Source organism: Dokdonella fugitiva, from assembly GCF_014138265.1.
In the GTDB taxonomy this organism is placed as follows: domain Bacteria; phylum Pseudomonadota; class Gammaproteobacteria; order Xanthomonadales; family Rhodanobacteraceae; genus Dokdonella_A; species Dokdonella_A fugitiva_A.
The window spans coordinates 1,114,998-1,128,836 of the sequence record NZ_JACGXL010000001.1; the positions used below are offsets into that span (position 1 = coordinate 1,114,998).

Annotated in this window: 20 protein-coding genes and 1 tRNA gene; 16 read left to right on the plus strand and 5 right to left on the minus strand. The window is 66.4% G+C overall.

Annotated features, from left to right (window positions below; all coding sequences use genetic code 11):
* Positions 1-125: 125 nt before the first annotated feature.
* The 4 genes from FHW12_RS05115 (at position 126) to FHW12_RS05130 (ending at position 2,223) form a co-directional block, all read left to right on the plus strand.
* Complete coding sequence (locus FHW12_RS05115) at positions 126-431, plus strand: hypothetical protein (protein ID WP_182529874.1); 306 nt, start codon at positions 126-128, stop codon at positions 429-431.
* Positions 432-439: 8 nt separating this feature from the next.
* Entirely contained in the window at positions 440-1,309 is an 870-nt protein-coding gene (locus tag FHW12_RS05120) for a hypothetical protein (protein ID WP_220484304.1), read from the plus strand.
* Between the two features lie 200 nt (positions 1,310-1,509).
* Positions 1,510-2,088: a cysteine dioxygenase family protein gene (locus FHW12_RS05125; RefSeq protein WP_182529876.1), complete on the plus strand. Its 579-nt coding sequence runs from the start codon at positions 1,510-1,512 to the stop codon at positions 2,086-2,088.
* 51 nt (positions 2,089-2,139) lie between these two features.
* A tRNA-Leu gene (locus FHW12_RS05130) sits at positions 2,140-2,223 on the plus strand.
* 333 nt (positions 2,224-2,556) lie between these two features.
* Here the strand turns inward: FHW12_RS05130 and FHW12_RS05135 are convergent.
* The 3 genes from FHW12_RS05135 to FHW12_RS05145 form a co-directional block, all read right to left on the minus strand.
* On the minus strand, positions 2,557-2,880 hold the full coding sequence (locus FHW12_RS05135) for a hypothetical protein (protein ID WP_182529877.1): 324 nt from the start codon (positions 2,878-2,880) through the stop codon (positions 2,557-2,559).
* Positions 2,881-3,040: 160 nt separating this feature from the next.
* Positions 3,041-3,304 carry a hypothetical protein gene (locus tag FHW12_RS05140; protein ID WP_182529878.1) on the minus strand — a complete coding sequence of 88 codons (264 nt, stop codon included), beginning with the start codon at positions 3,302-3,304 and terminating at the stop codon, positions 3,041-3,043.
* A gap of 9 nt (positions 3,305-3,313) precedes the next feature.
* Entirely contained in the window at positions 3,314-3,493 is a 180-nt protein-coding gene (locus FHW12_RS05145) for a hypothetical protein (RefSeq protein WP_220484305.1), read from the minus strand.
* 335 nt (positions 3,494-3,828) lie between these two features.
* Here FHW12_RS05145 and FHW12_RS05150 point away from each other — a divergent pair, with 335 nt between their 5' ends.
* Together FHW12_RS05150 and FHW12_RS05155 are read left to right on the plus strand one after the other, a co-directional pair.
* Positions 3,829-4,230, plus strand: a complete 402-nt coding sequence (locus FHW12_RS05150) for a DUF2946 domain-containing protein (protein WP_182529880.1) — start codon at positions 3,829-3,831, stop codon at positions 4,228-4,230.
* A 66-nt stretch (positions 4,231-4,296) separates the two neighbouring features.
* Positions 4,297-5,292, plus strand: a complete 996-nt coding sequence (locus FHW12_RS05155) for a transporter (RefSeq protein WP_182529881.1) — start codon at positions 4,297-4,299, stop codon at positions 5,290-5,292.
* Positions 5,293-5,348: 56 nt separating this feature from the next.
* Here the strand turns inward: FHW12_RS05155 and FHW12_RS05160 are convergent, their stop codons facing one another.
* Positions 5,349-5,567, minus strand: coding sequence for a hypothetical protein (locus FHW12_RS05160; RefSeq protein WP_182529882.1), 219 nt, complete (start codon positions 5,565-5,567; stop codon positions 5,349-5,351).
* 415 nt (positions 5,568-5,982) lie between these two features.
* Here FHW12_RS05160 and FHW12_RS05165 point away from each other — a divergent pair, with 415 nt between their 5' ends.
* The 7 genes from FHW12_RS05165 (at position 5,983) to FHW12_RS05195 (ending at position 11,028) form a co-directional block, all read left to right on the plus strand.
* Positions 5,983-6,207, plus strand: a complete 225-nt coding sequence (locus FHW12_RS05165; protein ID WP_182529883.1) for a DUF2188 domain-containing protein — start codon at positions 5,983-5,985, stop codon at positions 6,205-6,207.
* 405 nt (positions 6,208-6,612) lie between these two features.
* Positions 6,613-6,930, plus strand: a complete 318-nt coding sequence (locus FHW12_RS05170; RefSeq protein ID WP_182529884.1) for a hypothetical protein — start codon at positions 6,613-6,615, stop codon at positions 6,928-6,930.
* A 430-nt stretch (positions 6,931-7,360) separates the two neighbouring features.
* Complete coding sequence (locus tag FHW12_RS05175) at positions 7,361-8,182, plus strand: SH3 domain-containing protein (protein ID WP_182529885.1); 822 nt, start codon at positions 7,361-7,363, stop codon at positions 8,180-8,182.
* A gap of 94 nt (positions 8,183-8,276) precedes the next feature.
* Positions 8,277-8,435: a DUF3309 family protein gene (locus FHW12_RS05180; protein ID WP_182529886.1), complete on the plus strand. Its 159-nt coding sequence runs from the start codon at positions 8,277-8,279 to the stop codon at positions 8,433-8,435.
* An 86-nt stretch (positions 8,436-8,521) separates the two neighbouring features.
* Positions 8,522-9,478 carry a GGDEF domain-containing protein gene (locus tag FHW12_RS05185; protein WP_182529887.1) on the plus strand — a complete coding sequence of 319 codons (957 nt, stop codon included), beginning with the start codon at positions 8,522-8,524 and terminating at the stop codon, positions 9,476-9,478.
* Between the two features lie 442 nt (positions 9,479-9,920).
* The gene (locus tag FHW12_RS05190) at positions 9,921-10,640 is read left to right on the plus strand and encodes a Crp/Fnr family transcriptional regulator (protein WP_182529888.1); all 720 of its coding nucleotides are present in this window, start codon (positions 9,921-9,923) and stop codon (positions 10,638-10,640) included.
* Between the two features lie 166 nt (positions 10,641-10,806).
* On the plus strand, positions 10,807-11,028 hold the full coding sequence (locus FHW12_RS05195) for a DUF1328 domain-containing protein (RefSeq protein ID WP_182529889.1): 222 nt from the start codon (positions 10,807-10,809) through the stop codon (positions 11,026-11,028).
* Here the strand turns inward: FHW12_RS05195 and FHW12_RS05200 are convergent.
* Positions 11,025-11,300, minus strand: coding sequence for a hypothetical protein (locus FHW12_RS05200; RefSeq protein ID WP_182529890.1), 276 nt, complete (start codon positions 11,298-11,300; stop codon positions 11,025-11,027). The genes FHW12_RS05195 and FHW12_RS05200 overlap by 4 nt on opposite strands.
* A gap of 289 nt (positions 11,301-11,589) precedes the next feature.
* Between FHW12_RS05200 and FHW12_RS05205 the strand changes: the two genes are divergently transcribed.
* The 3 genes from FHW12_RS05205 (at position 11,590) to FHW12_RS05215 (ending at position 13,764) form a co-directional block, all read left to right on the plus strand.
* Positions 11,590-12,342, plus strand: a complete 753-nt coding sequence (locus FHW12_RS05205; RefSeq protein ID WP_259392823.1) for a Crp/Fnr family transcriptional regulator — start codon at positions 11,590-11,592, stop codon at positions 12,340-12,342.
* A 90-nt stretch (positions 12,343-12,432) separates the two neighbouring features.
* Positions 12,433-12,882 (plus strand): hypothetical protein, encoded by a 450-nt coding sequence (locus FHW12_RS05210; protein ID WP_182529892.1) that lies wholly within the window; start codon positions 12,433-12,435, stop codon positions 12,880-12,882.
* Between the two features lie 27 nt (positions 12,883-12,909).
* Positions 12,910-13,764 carry a BON domain-containing protein gene (locus tag FHW12_RS05215; protein ID WP_182529893.1) on the plus strand — a complete coding sequence of 285 codons (855 nt, stop codon included), beginning with the start codon at positions 12,910-12,912 and terminating at the stop codon, positions 13,762-13,764.
* The last annotated feature ends 75 nt before the right edge of the window (positions 13,765-13,839 follow it).

The following is a 13,839-nucleotide window of genomic DNA, read 5'->3' on the forward strand; positions in this document are numbered from 1 at the left end:
CGGATGCTCCGCCGCCGCGGCCGGCCCGTCGCAGCGCGTTGTCCCCTCGCGGCACGCGCTTCCGTTGGCTTGGACAGGCGCGGGCGGAACGCCCGGCGTCGACCGCTCCGCCGACGGGATCGTCCATGCGCACACGCACGCCGTCCACCTTTCGCGCCACTCGCCAGCGACGCGTCATCGCCGTCGCCGCGTTCGTCGGCCTCGCGACCTGCGGCCTCGCCGCGGCGCAGGTCGTCGCGAACGTGATCGCCGGTGGCGGCGGCGTCAGCCATTCCGCGGGCGGTTGCCGCACGCTCGAAGGCAGCGTCGGCGAACCCGTGGTCGGCGTGTCGTCCGGCGCGGGCTTCTCCGTACATGCGGGTTACTGGGCCGGAGCGGGCGGCGCGCATCGCGATTCCCTCTTTCGCAACGGCTTCGAGGAATGCCAATGAACCGACCGATGCCCCTCCCCGCGCGGCTTCGCCTGCGGAGCGCGCTCCTCGCGCTCGCGCTCGCGGCGACGCCGGCCTTCGCCGCTCCGCAGTTGCCCGACTTCGTCTACCAGGGTCGCCTGCAGGAGAACGGCGCGCCGGCGGACGGCCACTTCGATCTGTCCTTCGCGCTCTACGACGCGCCGAGCGGTGGCAACCAGGTCGGCGTCGCCATCGATGAAATCGACTACCCCGTCGACGACGGCGTCTTCAGCATCTCGCTGGGTTTCCCGGGCGCATTCACCGGTACGCAGCTCTACCTGCAGGTGTCGGTCGAAGGAATACCGATGCTGCCGCGCCAGCCGGTCGCGACGACGCCGGTCGCGCAGTTCACGCTGAGCGGCACGACCGGACCCGCGGGCGGCGACCTCGCGGGCACCTATCCGAATCCGTCGATCGCGTTCGGCGCCGTCACCAACGGCAAGCTCGCCGCCGGCTCCGTGACCGGCTCGAAGATCTTCGATGGCGCGGTCACGGCCAGCAAGATCGCGACGGGCGCGGTCGGTTCCGACGAGATCGCCAACGGCGCGGTCGGCACCAGCCAGATCGCGAGCGACAGCGTCACGCGCGGCAAGATCGCCGGCGGCTACTCCAACGGCGCGATCGCGATCACGGTCTCCGCGCACGACTGCAACGACTACAACATCAGCGTGCCGGGAACGCAGGCCGGCGACATCCCGATCTTCGTGACGCAGGCGGGCGCGACGATGCCGGGCGGCATGATCGTCACGGCGCTGAATGCGCCGAGCGCCGGCACGGTGAAGCTGCGTGCGTGCAATACGACCGGCGCCACGCTCTCCTCCGGCGACGTGCCGGTCTACGTCATCACCCTGCGCTGACCGCTCGACCGAGGCCGCCTGCGCGGTGGGCAGGATCGTCCCATGCGCGATCCATGGACGGATCCACCTCCGGGCATGCGGGAACCGCCGTCCGACGCAGGCCGCTCGCGGGATCGCGGCGCGCGCAGGACCCACCATCGCGACACCCTGCTAGAATCTGCGCCACCGACTCAACGCCCTGTCCGTCCGGGTATACCACCATGCTCTCGCTCGAATTCCCCGGCGCCCGCCAGCTGATCGCCGCGATCGACGCAGCCGTGCTGCTGCCCGACGAGGGCGCGACGACCGACGCGCTGCGCCACGCGCTGTGCAAGCTCATCCGCGACCCGAACGTGCAACTGCCCGCGTGCGTGTTCGAGCGCGAGGACGACCACTACGCGCGGCGCGAGCTCTACCGCAGCGAAGAACACGGCTACAGCGTCGTCGCGATGACCTGGGGCCCGGGCCAGGGCACGCCGATCCACGACCACGCCGGCCAATGGTGCGTCGAGGGTGTCTGGCAGGGCTTCCTCGAGATCACGCCGTACGAGCTCGTCGAATCGCGCGACGGCCGCTACCGCTTCGAGCCGCGCGGCACGATGAACGCGGGCGCGGGTTCCGCGGGCAGCCTGATCCCGCCGCACGAGTACCACACGATCCTCAACCCGAGCGACGACGCGAACGCGGTGTCGCTGCACATCTACCGCCGCACGCTCGAGAACTGCCTCAAGTTCTACCCGACCGGCGCCGGCTGGTACCGCTGCGACGAGTGCCAGCTCGCCCTCGACAGCACGCACTGACGGCTTTGCCGTATACTGCGCGACCCCGCGCGGGCGCCTCGCGCGGTCCGTGCCGAAGTGGCGGAATCGGTAGACGCAGCGGACTCAAAATCCGCCGCCCTTAAAAGCGTGTGGGTTCGAGTCCCACCTTCGGCATGACCCAACGGTTTCGCTGCACCCGGTCCCGTCCCGCAGCGTACAGAGGTCGGATCGAAAGCCTGCAAAACGCGGGCTGTCCCCAAGCGTCCGGCAATACCCGGGTTCCGGTCCTTGCAGCCGGCGCGCAATGCGAGGGTCTCGTGCGTGACCCGGAGCCTCCTCCTCCGAAGAGTTCGCCCACGCTCGCTTCTGCGCGGCCTTCTTCGAGACGCCGTGTTTCTCGTATCCCTCCTCGATGTGCTAGGCCTGGCGCTTCTGCTTGGAGCCATAGCTCGATTTGTCCCCGCGTGGCCTGTTGACCTCCGGCGCTGGGCGCTGATCGAAACGAACTCAGGAAGCGTGCAGACAGGCATCCTGCCAGTGCACCAGAATCCCGATCGAGGCCAGTCGCGGCGCTACGCACGCGCGCAGGTCATCTGCAATGTCCTCGACGTCGATGTACTCACCGTAGATGCCGACGATTTCATCCACCGAATGGTCGGCTGCGTAAGCGGTGGGCTGCGCAATGACGTTGCCCTGGCGGTCGATGAACACCGTTGTCGGTACGCCGAAATTGCGAATCGCCTTGCGCGCGTCCTTGGCGAGGCGTCGAGGTTCAGCCGAGATCATCCCCAGTTTCGCCGGCGAGAAAAGCGAATCGATCATGTCGTGCATGGCGAGTCCTCAATGTTCATGGCGGGAACGAACCCTAGCCAGCTGAACAATCGCTCGACAACAGGAAAAAATTTCCGTTCATCTTCGCGTTCAGATTGGCTCGAAGAACGGCGACCGCCATCACGGCGATTCGAGATGCTTTCACGAGCCACGCACGCCTCTAGTCGGATCTGGCCAGCGTTGCCTCGCAATAGCCGCGCAACCGCACGAGCGAGAGCTGCGCGTATTGCGACATGACTGCCGCAGGCCCGAGGCGAAGCTCGTGCACAGCGTCCAGGCATTTGGACTTGAGCACGGCGTCGTCGGTGCACGTCAAGATCACGCTGAGGAGGTCACAGATGGCGTCTTCCGGCACATATTCGCCTTCCGCCCTGAGGAGCAGGTCGAGGGCTTCACGGTGATACTGGAACCGATCCGCAGCCATGCCCATAGCTCAGATGTCCAGCGCTTGCACCTTACTCAAAGCCCGGCGGAACTCGGCCCATTCGAGGAATGTCGGCGCGTAGACGGTCGCGCTCGGCAACGCCTGCACCTCGCTCACCTCGTAGACCACTCGACCGCCGTGTTGGTCGAAAGCTTCGATGTGCGCAGGAGTGCCGTCGACATTGAGCACGATTCCGTGCGCTGGCCCGCCCACCAGTACGATTCGCACCAAGCCCCCAGAACTCAGTCCGTGGGCGTACATTACATCCGCCAACGGGCCCATGTGTAGTCCAGCGGGTTCCGCGGCAGCAGGGACGATCGGCGTGCGATTGGGCCGACGCGTCGACCACGAACCTGCGGCGTGATCGCAAGCCCGGTGCCTGATGCACCGACGCGCGCCGGACGCTGCCGGACGACGCAACCCGACGCAGCCGGCGCGGTACTCATCCAGGACGGCGGCAGCTCTGCGGCCGGGGCGGCCATATGCCGCATCTCCGCCTGCGGGCCTCGGGGATAATGGGCGACGTGGACATCCGACGGTTCCGACGACAGCGCTGGAGTGCGTGGCTGGCGATCTTCGCCATGCTGCTGCTCGCGCTCGCGCCGACCGTATCGCAGGTGCTCGGAGCGCATGCTCCGCATCACGCGCACGCCGGGCACGCCATTGCCGCGTCCGCGCACGCGGACCATGCGGCGCTCGCGTCGCACCTGCAGCTGCAGGCCGACGACGACTGCGCCGGGGATTGCTGGCGCAAGTGCGGCTACTGCGACTTCCTCGCCCACGCGCCCGCGCTCGCCACCGTCGCCCACGCGATCGTCGTCGCGCCGCTGCGAGCCGCGGCGCCGGCGACACGGCATCGAAGCGAACCCCGCGTCGTTCGACCGTACTCCCTCGCGCAGCCGCGCGGCCCGCCCGTCCTCGCCTAGCACGACCATCGATCGTTTCCACGGATCGCCGCTGCCTGCGGTCCGTCCACGTGCTTCGAGGACACCATGAAGAAGATCCCGATCCGACGCGCGCCGCTCGGCGCGTTGCTGTTGTGCGCCCCGCTCGCGAATGCGTGCGACCTCTGCTCCGTCTACACCGCCGGCATGGCGCACGGCGAAACGTCCGGCTGGCTCGCCGGCGTGTCGGAACAGTTCACCCGCTACGACGACCTGCGCGAGGAGGGGCATGCCCTTCACGACGACGCGGGCCAGTATCTCGACAGTTCGATCACGCAGCTGTTCCTCGGCTACGGCATCACCGATCGCCTGACCGTGCAGGTCAACGTGCCGTACATCCACCGCTCGTTCGAACGCCCCGAGCACGGCGGCATCGACAAGGGCACCGAAGCGGGCCTCGGCGACGTCACCGCGTCGGCGCAGTACACGCTCGTGCGCACCGACGACGGCGATCACACCTTCGTCTGGCGCGTCCTCGGCGGCGTCAAGTTCGGCACCGGCGACAGCGACCGCATCGCGGAGGAGCTCGATGAAGGCGACGACGAAGGCCATGCCGATGCGCCCAAGCACGGCGGCCACGACGACGACGGCCCGATCAACGGCATCCACGGCCACGACCTCGCGCTCGGCTCGGGCTCGACCGACTTCGTGGCCGGAACGTCCGCGTTCTATCGAAGCGGACGCTGGTACGGCAGCGGCGACGTGCAGTACGCGATCCGTCGCACGGGCGACTTCGACTACCGCTTCGGCAACGACCTGCAGTGGACGCTGTCGGCGGGACGTTACCTCGTGCTCGAGCACGATCGCACCGTGTCGCTGCAGGTGAACCTCTCCGGCGAGGACAAGGACTACGACGAACTCGCCGGCGCGAAGCTCGACGACACGCATTCGCGCGTGCTGTTCCTCGGGCCGCAGGTCGATTTCACGTTCGGTCCGCGGGCATCGCTCGAACTGCGCGCGGAAGCACCGATCGACACCGACAACAGCGCGATCCAGACGACCGCGAGCTGGCGCCTGCGCGCCGCGCTCGTGACCCGGTTCTAGTCGTTGCGCAGGCCGCCTCCTCCGTGGAGATGGCGGCCTCGCGCCGTGCGCGATCGTCAGACGCTGAGTGCCTGGATTTCCGTGAGCGCCCGCCGAAAAGCGGGCCAGTCGATCAACGTCGGTGCGTAGACGACGGCGCCGGGAATGGACGAGCGTTCCCACGGCTCATAGCGCTCGGACCGGCCGTCCATGTCGTGCGCCAGGATGCGCTCGGGAAGCGCATCGAGCTCCAGCACGATGCCGTGCGCGGGACCACCAACGAACACCAGGCGCACCGGGATTCTCCAGCAAAGACTCGTGTCTCCGCTTTATGCCAATGCCGATGGCGCAGCGCCAGCACATGCCACAAAGTTCAACGATTTAAAATGCGATATGCATCACATCGCGTGCCTGGGAGGATGGCGCTCGGCTCGAAAGGAGAGCGTTCGTCGAACGACGGACCGATGCGCTTCGTGCCTTCGCGGCACGGACCTGCGCATTCGCAACCTCGAATGACGAATGTCATCGACGAAACCGCGCGCAGGCTGGCCGGAACGACGCAGCCGTCGCCATGCTCGCTGTTCGTTCGTGAACCGGATGGATCGAGGAACGTCTTGCAGAGACGAAATTCCTGCGTTCAGGAACCCTTGGGCACCATGCTGACCTGCCTCGCCATGCTTGCCGGAGAACACGCCCATGCAACGATACGTCATGCATCTGGCCCACACGAATTTCGACGGGCTCTGGCATCTGCACCGCGACGGCATGGCGCTCGCCGCCTACGAAACGAAGGCCGAAGGAGAGGCCGCGGGCCAGGAGCAGGCACGCGAGCTGTGGTCCTCAGGACAACCTGCGCAATTGGTCGTGCATCGGAAAGACGGTTCGATCGAATGCGAGTACACCTACGGCGACGATCCGGAGCGTTCTTCGGATTGAACATCGGCGTCGCCGAACGGCTACGCCTGGATCGATATCCCGGTCGACTTCCCGCTCGGCGTGAAGCTGCAGCGCGTATCGCCCGTGCCGTGCTCGAGGAACTTTCCGCGGGCCTCGACAGGAAGCCGGTCGTCCTGCCACGCGGCCATACCCACATCGCCAGCGCGCACCGCGACCGCGATCTGCCCGGACGTAAACGCTTGTCGGCGTCCGGCGCGGCATGCCGCGCCCCCGAATGCGCGGGGAGCGCGCGCGACTACGCTTCGTCGGCCGGCATCACATCGCGCCCGCGGTTCACGATCGCGAGCCTATGCTTGCGGAGTCCAATAGGGACGGCCGCCGCGAACGACGATGTCGAATCGAAGGAAACAGGTGCGTGCAACGACGGATCTCGCCCAGCTCGCCATGCTGGCGCCCGTCGTGGTCGCGCAACGCACGGCGAAGATGGCGCAGCGAGGAACGAACGCGAATGCGCGTGAAGGGCGCCGGATGGTCACCGAAAAGATCAGTGCGTCGAGCGAATCGCTGTTCCATGTCGCGATAGCTGTGGCGCGCACGCAGGCGCGGTTCTCCTCGCTGTTGCTGCGCACATGGTTCATGCCGACGGCGAGCAGCATGGTGTCGTCGATGCGGGCATCGGCCCTTGATCTTTCCAGCAGCGCCGTGTCGCCCTACCTGCGCAAGGTCAAGGCGAACGCCAAGCGGTTGCGTCGCGCCCAGTGAGGCCGGCCGCCCGTTCGCGGCAGAATCACGCCGCAGCGTGGTCCCGCGCGTGGAGAAGGTCCGCAAGCCTCCACGTACCGACCCGCTCCACCTCGTAACTCGTCCAGCGCGAACGGAAGACCTGCCGCGTGTACGTCCCTTCGATCGCGATTTGGCGATGATCGAGGACGAATTCCACCGGCTGCCCTTCGTGCGGCAGGGCGATGGAACTTGGGATCCACGGGGTATGCATATCGCGCTCCAGTGACCAGGATTCCGCAGAGCTGGCGAAATCCGACCGCTCGCGAATGGGCCTTCAGTATGCGCACGGAAGCGAAAGGCTTCCGTGCGATAGCGAACGCATGCGCGGTGCGCTATGCGCGCCAGCGCACCGCGAAATCCTCCGTGATCGCGCTACAACGGGGATCTCGATTCAACGAGGACGGCGAACATGAAACGTATCTTGTGCACGACAGCCCTGCTCTTTTCGATCTTCGCGCTCCGCCCGGCCTTCGGCGGTGACGGTTACGTGACCGGTGACGCGACCCTCCGCGCCGGTCCCGACAGGAGCTATCCGAACGTCGCGATGCTTCCCGCAGGCGCCGAAGTCGTCATCGAAGGCTGCGTCGACGGCTGGTCCTGGTGCGACGTGACCGCCGGGAATGATCGCGGCTGGGTGGCGGGATACCTCCTGCAGGAAGACTACGAGGGACGGCGTGTCCGCATACCGGAATACGGCGTACGCATCGGCATTCCCGTCATCGCCTTCGTGTTCGGTACGTACTGGGACGACAACTACCGCAACCGTGCCTGGTACGGCGAACGCGATCAGTGGAGGCGCATCACACCGCGCCACCATCCCGGAACGGTGCCGGGCTACCGGTACGAAGACGGGCGCGGGGATCATCACAGCCAGCCGCGACGTGCCTCGACGGATGCCTATGCCCCGCGGCGCGCCGCGCTCGCGGCCCCGCGTGCAACGAGGCAACACGAACCGACCCGCGTTCGCGAAACCCGCGTCGACACGCAACACAGACGGGGTTCGTCGCACGTAACGTCCATCGAGTCGAAGGCTGCGACTCGCAATGCGGACACGTCGGCCGGGCCACGGGCGCGGGATTCCAGAACATCCCAGCCGGGAAGGATCGCTGCCCGCAACGTTCCGCTGCGTGACAACCGCGGCAAGCACGAAACGGCGGATTCAAAAGTTGCGCGCGAGCCGGCGCAGCACGGGAAGTCGACGGACAAGAATGATGACAAGCAAAAGAAATAGTCGGAAAGCGACCCGTCCGGTCGCACGCTTGCGAAGTCGATGCGGGTTGTTCGATCGGTACGGCGGATGGGAACGAGAGCGCTAGGAGAACGAAATGTCGATTGGCCTGATTCTCTTGATCGTCCTGGTCCTGCTGCTGGTCGGAGCCATTCCGACATGGCCGCACAGCCGGGGATGGGGCTACGTGCCCAGCGGCGGACTGGGACTGCTGCTGCTCGTCATCGTCGTGCTGATACTGAGTGGACGCCTGTAGGACTTCCAACGCACGCGCTCGCTTCACCTCGGAGCGCTGACGCGTGCAGCATTGGCTCGCAGCTGCGAATGGACGACGGAGGAATCATGGCAACGGATGCAATCCACGCAGGGGATACGACCCCGGGGTTCGATGACCCGGCGTCGCAAGAGCCGTTTGGTTCGCATCTGGAACGCATCGAGGCACTGCCGACACTGGGCCCTCGGGTGCGAACGGCGCTGCGGATCAGGCGCGGGATCGACGGCTGCGTGGATGCGCTGCTGACGCTTGCAAATCGTTTGCGTGACGGCCGCATGGGAGGCTCGGAGCGAATACGGGCGACCCCGATGCATGCCGAGGACAGCGTGGCGGCGTGCGTGGCCGGGTTGCAGTCACTGCGCGCCCAGTTGGAGGCGAGTCTTTGCCTCGGCCATCATCTCGACAACGAGCTACGGCTCGCACGGAGAATGCTGCAGCGGATGCGCGAAGATCTCCGCAGGGCAGAGATGCGTTGCAAGCAGGCTTCGCATGCGGCACTCCACGATCCGTTGACCGGGCTGCCGAACCGCACTTCATTCGAGGAGCGATCCCGCCGGGCGCTGGCCTTGCACGGGCCGCGCGCGCTCGCGTTCAGCGTCGCGTACATCGACCTCGACGGATTCAAGGCGATCAACGACGTCCATGGTCATGCCATCGGTGATCGACTGCTCAAGGTCATCGGTCGGAGGCTCATGCATGCCGTGCGCGCGGAGGATTCCATCACCCGCCACGGCGGAGACGAGTTCGCTTGCCTGCTGCTCGACATCCAGAGCGAGGCCCACGTCACTTCGATCGCGCACAAGCTCTTCGACGCGATATCGGCGCCTTGCATGCTGGGGACTCTCACGCTCCATGTACGGGCGAGCGTCGGCGTAGCGCTCTATCCGAAGGACGGCGCCACCGTCGAAGCACTCCTGCAGAGTGCGGACATCGCCATGTTCTGGGCGAAGAAGCATAGGCTCGGCCATGCCTTCTTCAGTCATGTTCCGACGGACCGCCTTTCGAAGCCGACGGCATCCGGCTGATCCAGGGCGCCCGCGGGCGCGTGTCCCACGCAACAGTCATGCCGGCGCCGAATCGACATTGCGGCGCAGATGAACGAAAACCACGGCGACGAGTCGATCGGTGCACACGATGACTCGCATCGCTCCATCCGCAGCCGACCGCGACGCGGGCATCCATCCGCAAGCAACCCGGCCGGCTCGAAGTGCGATCTTCGAGGCGCGCCGGCCGGGCCGCACCTCCGTGGCGCCGGGCGACGGATACCGCGCCGACCCCACGCTCCCTTGGCGCGCGCGAAGGATGTCCGCCCGCCGGTGTTTCCGTCCGTGCGGTTGCCAACATAACGGAACGCCGCGTGTACGGTTTCGCACATATCGCTCGTATTGGCTCCCCGGATGATCTAGGCTGGCAGCGTCGCCGTCTGTCGACGTCAGGAAAGACACTGCGGAAAGGATCCGATCATCCATGTCCGCCACCCACGACCCGCGCCAGAACCACCTCATGCGCGCGCTGCCCGCGTCCGAATGCGAGCGCCTCATTCCTCACCTCGAACTCGTGCCGATGCCGCTCGGCGACGTCTTGTACGAATCAGGCAGCCAGCTGCGCTACGTCTATTTCCCGACGACGTCGATCGTGTCGCTCCTGTACGTCCTGGAAGACGGCGCGTCGGCCGAGATCGCCGTGGTAGGCAACGACGGCATGGTGGGCGTCGCGCTGTTCATGGGTGGGGAGACGACGCCGAGTCGGGCGGTCGTGCAGAGCGCAGGGCACGCTTATCGGCTCAGAGGACAAGTCCTGAAGGACGAATTCCATCGCGCCGCGGCGCTGCAGCATCTGTTGCTGCGATACACGCAGGCGTTGCTCACGCAGATGGCGCAGACGGCGGTGTGCAACCGGCATCATTCGATCGACCAGCAGTTGTGCCGGTGGCTGCTGCTGAGCCTGGATCGCCTGCCTTCGCCGCATCTTGCGATGACGCAGGAACTCATCGCCAACATGCTCGGCGTGCGTCGCGAAGGCGTCACCGAGGCGGCGGGCAAGCTGCAGGTCGACGGCCTGATCAGCTACAGCCGCGGTCGCATCACCGTGCTCGATCGGCCGCGCCTCGAGGCGCGCGCCTGCGAGTGTTACCAGGTGGTCAGGAAGGAATTCGACCGCTTGCTGCCCGATGTCGTCATGGCGTGAGGCGATCGCGCTATTCGACCGGCGGCGAATGACCTATGTGCGTCTACGCACGGACGTCATGCCTTCCCGACCGTACATTCCGTCGACCGCGTGGCCGCTGCGACATACCGCGCACGACGCCACGCGCCAGTGCGCCCTGCAATGCGCGCCACTTCCGGAGTCCGGCATGCTGCACAACGCGCTCGTTTTCCTTGTGGCGGCCGTCGTCGCGGGGCTGTTCGGATTCACACGCATCGTCGGTACTCCGTTCGGTGTCGCCAAGATCCTTTGCGTGACGTTCGCCATCCTTTGCATCGTTTCGTTGTACCTGATGCGACGCGCCCGCGCGCGCGCGCGAGCCGTGGATCGCGGGCGCGCCGAGGCGGACACGAACGGCTCGCAAGGCTAGTCGGCGATCCATGATCTCGCCCGCTCGCTGCGCACGGCCCGCAGGTCATCCTCGATGTCCTCGATCGGGGTGCCGACGCCGTACGTACCCATGATCAACGACTCGACCATCGAAGGTATGTCGGCCGGCCGCTCCCCGTGGATGATCGACAGGTCGTCGATCCAGAACGTCAGGGTCGACGATACGCAGGCATCGAGGATGCGACGTGCGCTGGCACCCGGATCGTCACGCAGCGAAGCGACCCCTCTCGCCTGGAACACATGGTTGCGCATTCGGTTGTCCATTCGTGATGGGTTACCGACTCGACGATGCCCATCCAGGGATGCTGCGCGGGACCCGCCGCCGGTGGCAAGCGAGCGTGTCGAACGCCCTCAGTCGCACGATACGCGTGAATCGGCGGCCGGTTCGTGCGGTGGCGTACGCAACGGAAACGCCGAGCGGAATCACCCGCACGACTACGTGCGATGGCGGACAGACGCGCGCGATCCGTAACAGCTAGGCTCCCGGTCCATCGTCGACGGCAACGCGGCGGCAACCAGGAAAATGCCTGCAATGCCGGTCATGCAACGCACCACACCATCCAATCGGCTGCTCGCCGCGCTGCCGGCGCACGAGCGCGAGCGCTGCCTCGCCGCATGCATGCAGGTCGAACTCGTTTACGGCGGCAGCCTCCAGGAGGACGGCGAACGGATCCGTCACGCCTACTTTCCGACGGGTGGATTCATATCGCTGCTCGCGACCGTCGACGCCCGCGCCACGCTGGAAGTGGGCATGATCGGCGACGAGGGCATGTACGGCCACGAGCTGGCCCTCGGTGGCGATGTCGCATCGCTGCGCGCGTTGACCCAGGGTGCGGGCAGCGCGTGGCGAATGCCGGCTTCGAAATTCTTGCGCTGCCTGCGGGACATGCCCTCGTTGCACAAGCTCGTGGATCGCTACGCGTACGTGCAATCACGCCAGATTGCGCGAAACGCCGCGTGCGCGCGCTTCCATGTGATCGAGAAGCGGCTAGCACGTTGGCTGTTGATGACCGCGGACCGCGCGCACGCCGACACGTTCTACGTCACCCAGGGTTTCCTGGCGTTCATGCTGGGCGTGCGCCGCGTCGGCGTCACGGAAGCCGCGGGCGCCCTGCAGTCGCGCGGATTGATCCGCTACCGGCGCGGCAAGGTCGCGATCATCGATCGCGAGCGCCTCGCGGCGGCGGCGTGCACCTGTTATCGCTCGGATCTGGAGACCTATCGACAGGGCATGGACAGATGGATCAGGAAGACCGGCGTCAGTCGCGCGCCACATGCCCAACCTTCCCGATGATGATGCGTGCGGCAGCGAACCGACGCGCACGCGAGTCGCGCGCATGCTGCATCCGTGGGCAAGCACGGCTCGCACTCAAAGGCCCTTTCGATGAATCCCGACGCACCCCATGACAAAGCCTACCGCGACGCGCAAGCCGACCAGGCGTTCACGTCCGAAGGCGGCTACGTCGCTCACGACGCCGATGAAGCATCCTCGCCTTCCGACCGCATCCGCCTGATGACGCAGCACTCGATTCACTACGACGGGCGTCGCTACCGCTACGGCGACTATCGGTACGATCGACTCGCGGATGCCATCGCCTATTCGCGACTGATGACGTCGCGATACCTGACGCGGAGCGGCGGCGCCACGGTGATCGATGAAAGCATCGAGCTGCCCGACGCACCGACCCGGCAACTCATGGCGGATCTTTCGATCTCGTTGAAGGGCGGCATGTTCACGTTCGACGGATTCCGCTACGACCAGCTGAGCGATGCCGTGAACCATGCGCGCCTGCGCCGCCGCCGCGAGGCCTATGCGCGCGCGCGAATCGATTGATGGTGTCACCAGGACTACGGACCTACCATGCGCACGAACCGCAGCATTCGAATCGCCTTCCTGTCGACCGCACTGCTCTGCGCGGGATTCGCGGCCAGCGCCCGCGATGCAACGACCCTGGCCAACACCCTGGTCACCGCCGATCTTCGGCGGGAGACGCAGATCCTCACGATCTATGCGATGAATCCGATCCTCCAGGATTGCGTGCTGAGGGTGACCGTCGCGGGTGCGAACGCGTCGCTGGTCGGCAAGGTCGGCGGCGATGCCGAAAGGCAACTCGCCGAGCAGATCGCGATGAGCATCGACGGCATCACGCACGTCGACAACCTGATCGGGTTCACCGATGCACTTCCGTCCCAACAATCGAACAGCGGCATCCGCTTCCGGCAGAAGATCGACGACGCGACGATCACTGCTTCCATCCGCTCGAAGCTGCTGTGGCGCGCCGAAACGAGCGGACTCGATATCGATGTCGCCACCACGAATGGAACGGTGCGCCTCGACGGATCCGTCTACCGGCGCGAACAACGTGACATCGCCGCGCGTGTCGCAGCCGATACCGGAGGCGTCCGCGCCGTCGACGACGGCATCGTCGTCTTCAACCACTCCCCGCTCACGGAGGACGCTCGATCCGCGCAGACCGCGATCGCTTCGCGCAGCGGGCTTCCCGTTTCGGACACGTGGGTCGCCGCGCGCGTCGAATCCGCGTTCTCGTTGTCCCCCAGCGTGAGCCACTACCGCATCGCCGCCTCCGCGATCGGCGGCGTCGTTTCGCTGCGAGGTCACGCGGGGACGCGCGAAGCGCGCACGAGCGCCATCGAGATCGCCGGCCATACGCGGGGCGTGCTCAGCGTCGATGCGAGTCGCCTGATCGGGGAATGACTCCAAATCGACCGGGCGGTCGTGCCCGGTCGAGGTGCCGCCTGGGGCGATCTCGAACGCACGTAAGGGAGCCCG

Excerpts from the sequence above, each read along its gene's own strand:
- FHW12_RS05115 (WP_182529874.1), top strand. The coding sequence starts at position 126 with ATGCGCACACGCACGCCGTCCACCTTTCGCGCCACTCGCCAGCGACGC.
- FHW12_RS05120 (WP_220484304.1), top strand. The coding sequence starts at position 440 with ATGCCCCTCCCCGCGCGGCTTCGCCTGCGGAGCGCGCTCCTCGCGCTC.
- FHW12_RS05125 (WP_182529876.1), top strand. The coding sequence starts at position 1,510 with ATGCTCTCGCTCGAATTCCCCGGCGCCCGCCAGCTGATCGCCGCGATC.
- FHW12_RS05135 (WP_182529877.1), bottom strand. The coding sequence starts at position 2,880 with ATGCACGACATGATCGATTCGCTTTTCTCGCCGGCGAAACTGGGGATG.
- FHW12_RS05140 (WP_182529878.1), bottom strand. The coding sequence starts at position 3,304 with ATGGCTGCGGATCGGTTCCAGTATCACCGTGAAGCCCTCGACCTGCTC.
- FHW12_RS05155 (WP_182529881.1), top strand. The coding sequence starts at position 4,297 with ATGAAGAAGATCCCGATCCGACGCGCGCCGCTCGGCGCGTTGCTGTTG.
- FHW12_RS05165 (WP_182529883.1), top strand. The coding sequence starts at position 5,983 with ATGCATCTGGCCCACACGAATTTCGACGGGCTCTGGCATCTGCACCGC.
- FHW12_RS05170 (WP_182529884.1), top strand. The coding sequence starts at position 6,613 with ATGCTGGCGCCCGTCGTGGTCGCGCAACGCACGGCGAAGATGGCGCAG.
- FHW12_RS05175 (WP_182529885.1), top strand. The coding sequence starts at position 7,361 with ATGAAACGTATCTTGTGCACGACAGCCCTGCTCTTTTCGATCTTCGCG.
- FHW12_RS05180 (WP_182529886.1), top strand. The coding sequence starts at position 8,277 with ATGTCGATTGGCCTGATTCTCTTGATCGTCCTGGTCCTGCTGCTGGTC.
- FHW12_RS05185 (WP_182529887.1), top strand. The coding sequence starts at position 8,522 with ATGGCAACGGATGCAATCCACGCAGGGGATACGACCCCGGGGTTCGAT.
- FHW12_RS05190 (WP_182529888.1), top strand. The coding sequence starts at position 9,921 with ATGTCCGCCACCCACGACCCGCGCCAGAACCACCTCATGCGCGCGCTG.
- FHW12_RS05195 (WP_182529889.1), top strand. The coding sequence starts at position 10,807 with ATGCTGCACAACGCGCTCGTTTTCCTTGTGGCGGCCGTCGTCGCGGGG.
- FHW12_RS05200 (WP_182529890.1), bottom strand. The coding sequence starts at position 11,300 with ATGCGCAACCATGTGTTCCAGGCGAGAGGGGTCGCTTCGCTGCGTGAC.
- FHW12_RS05205 (WP_259392823.1), top strand. The coding sequence starts at position 11,590 with ATGCAACGCACCACACCATCCAATCGGCTGCTCGCCGCGCTGCCGGCG.
- FHW12_RS05210 (WP_182529892.1), top strand. The coding sequence starts at position 12,433 with ATGAATCCCGACGCACCCCATGACAAAGCCTACCGCGACGCGCAAGCC.
- FHW12_RS05215 (WP_182529893.1), top strand. The coding sequence starts at position 12,910 with ATGCGCACGAACCGCAGCATTCGAATCGCCTTCCTGTCGACCGCACTG.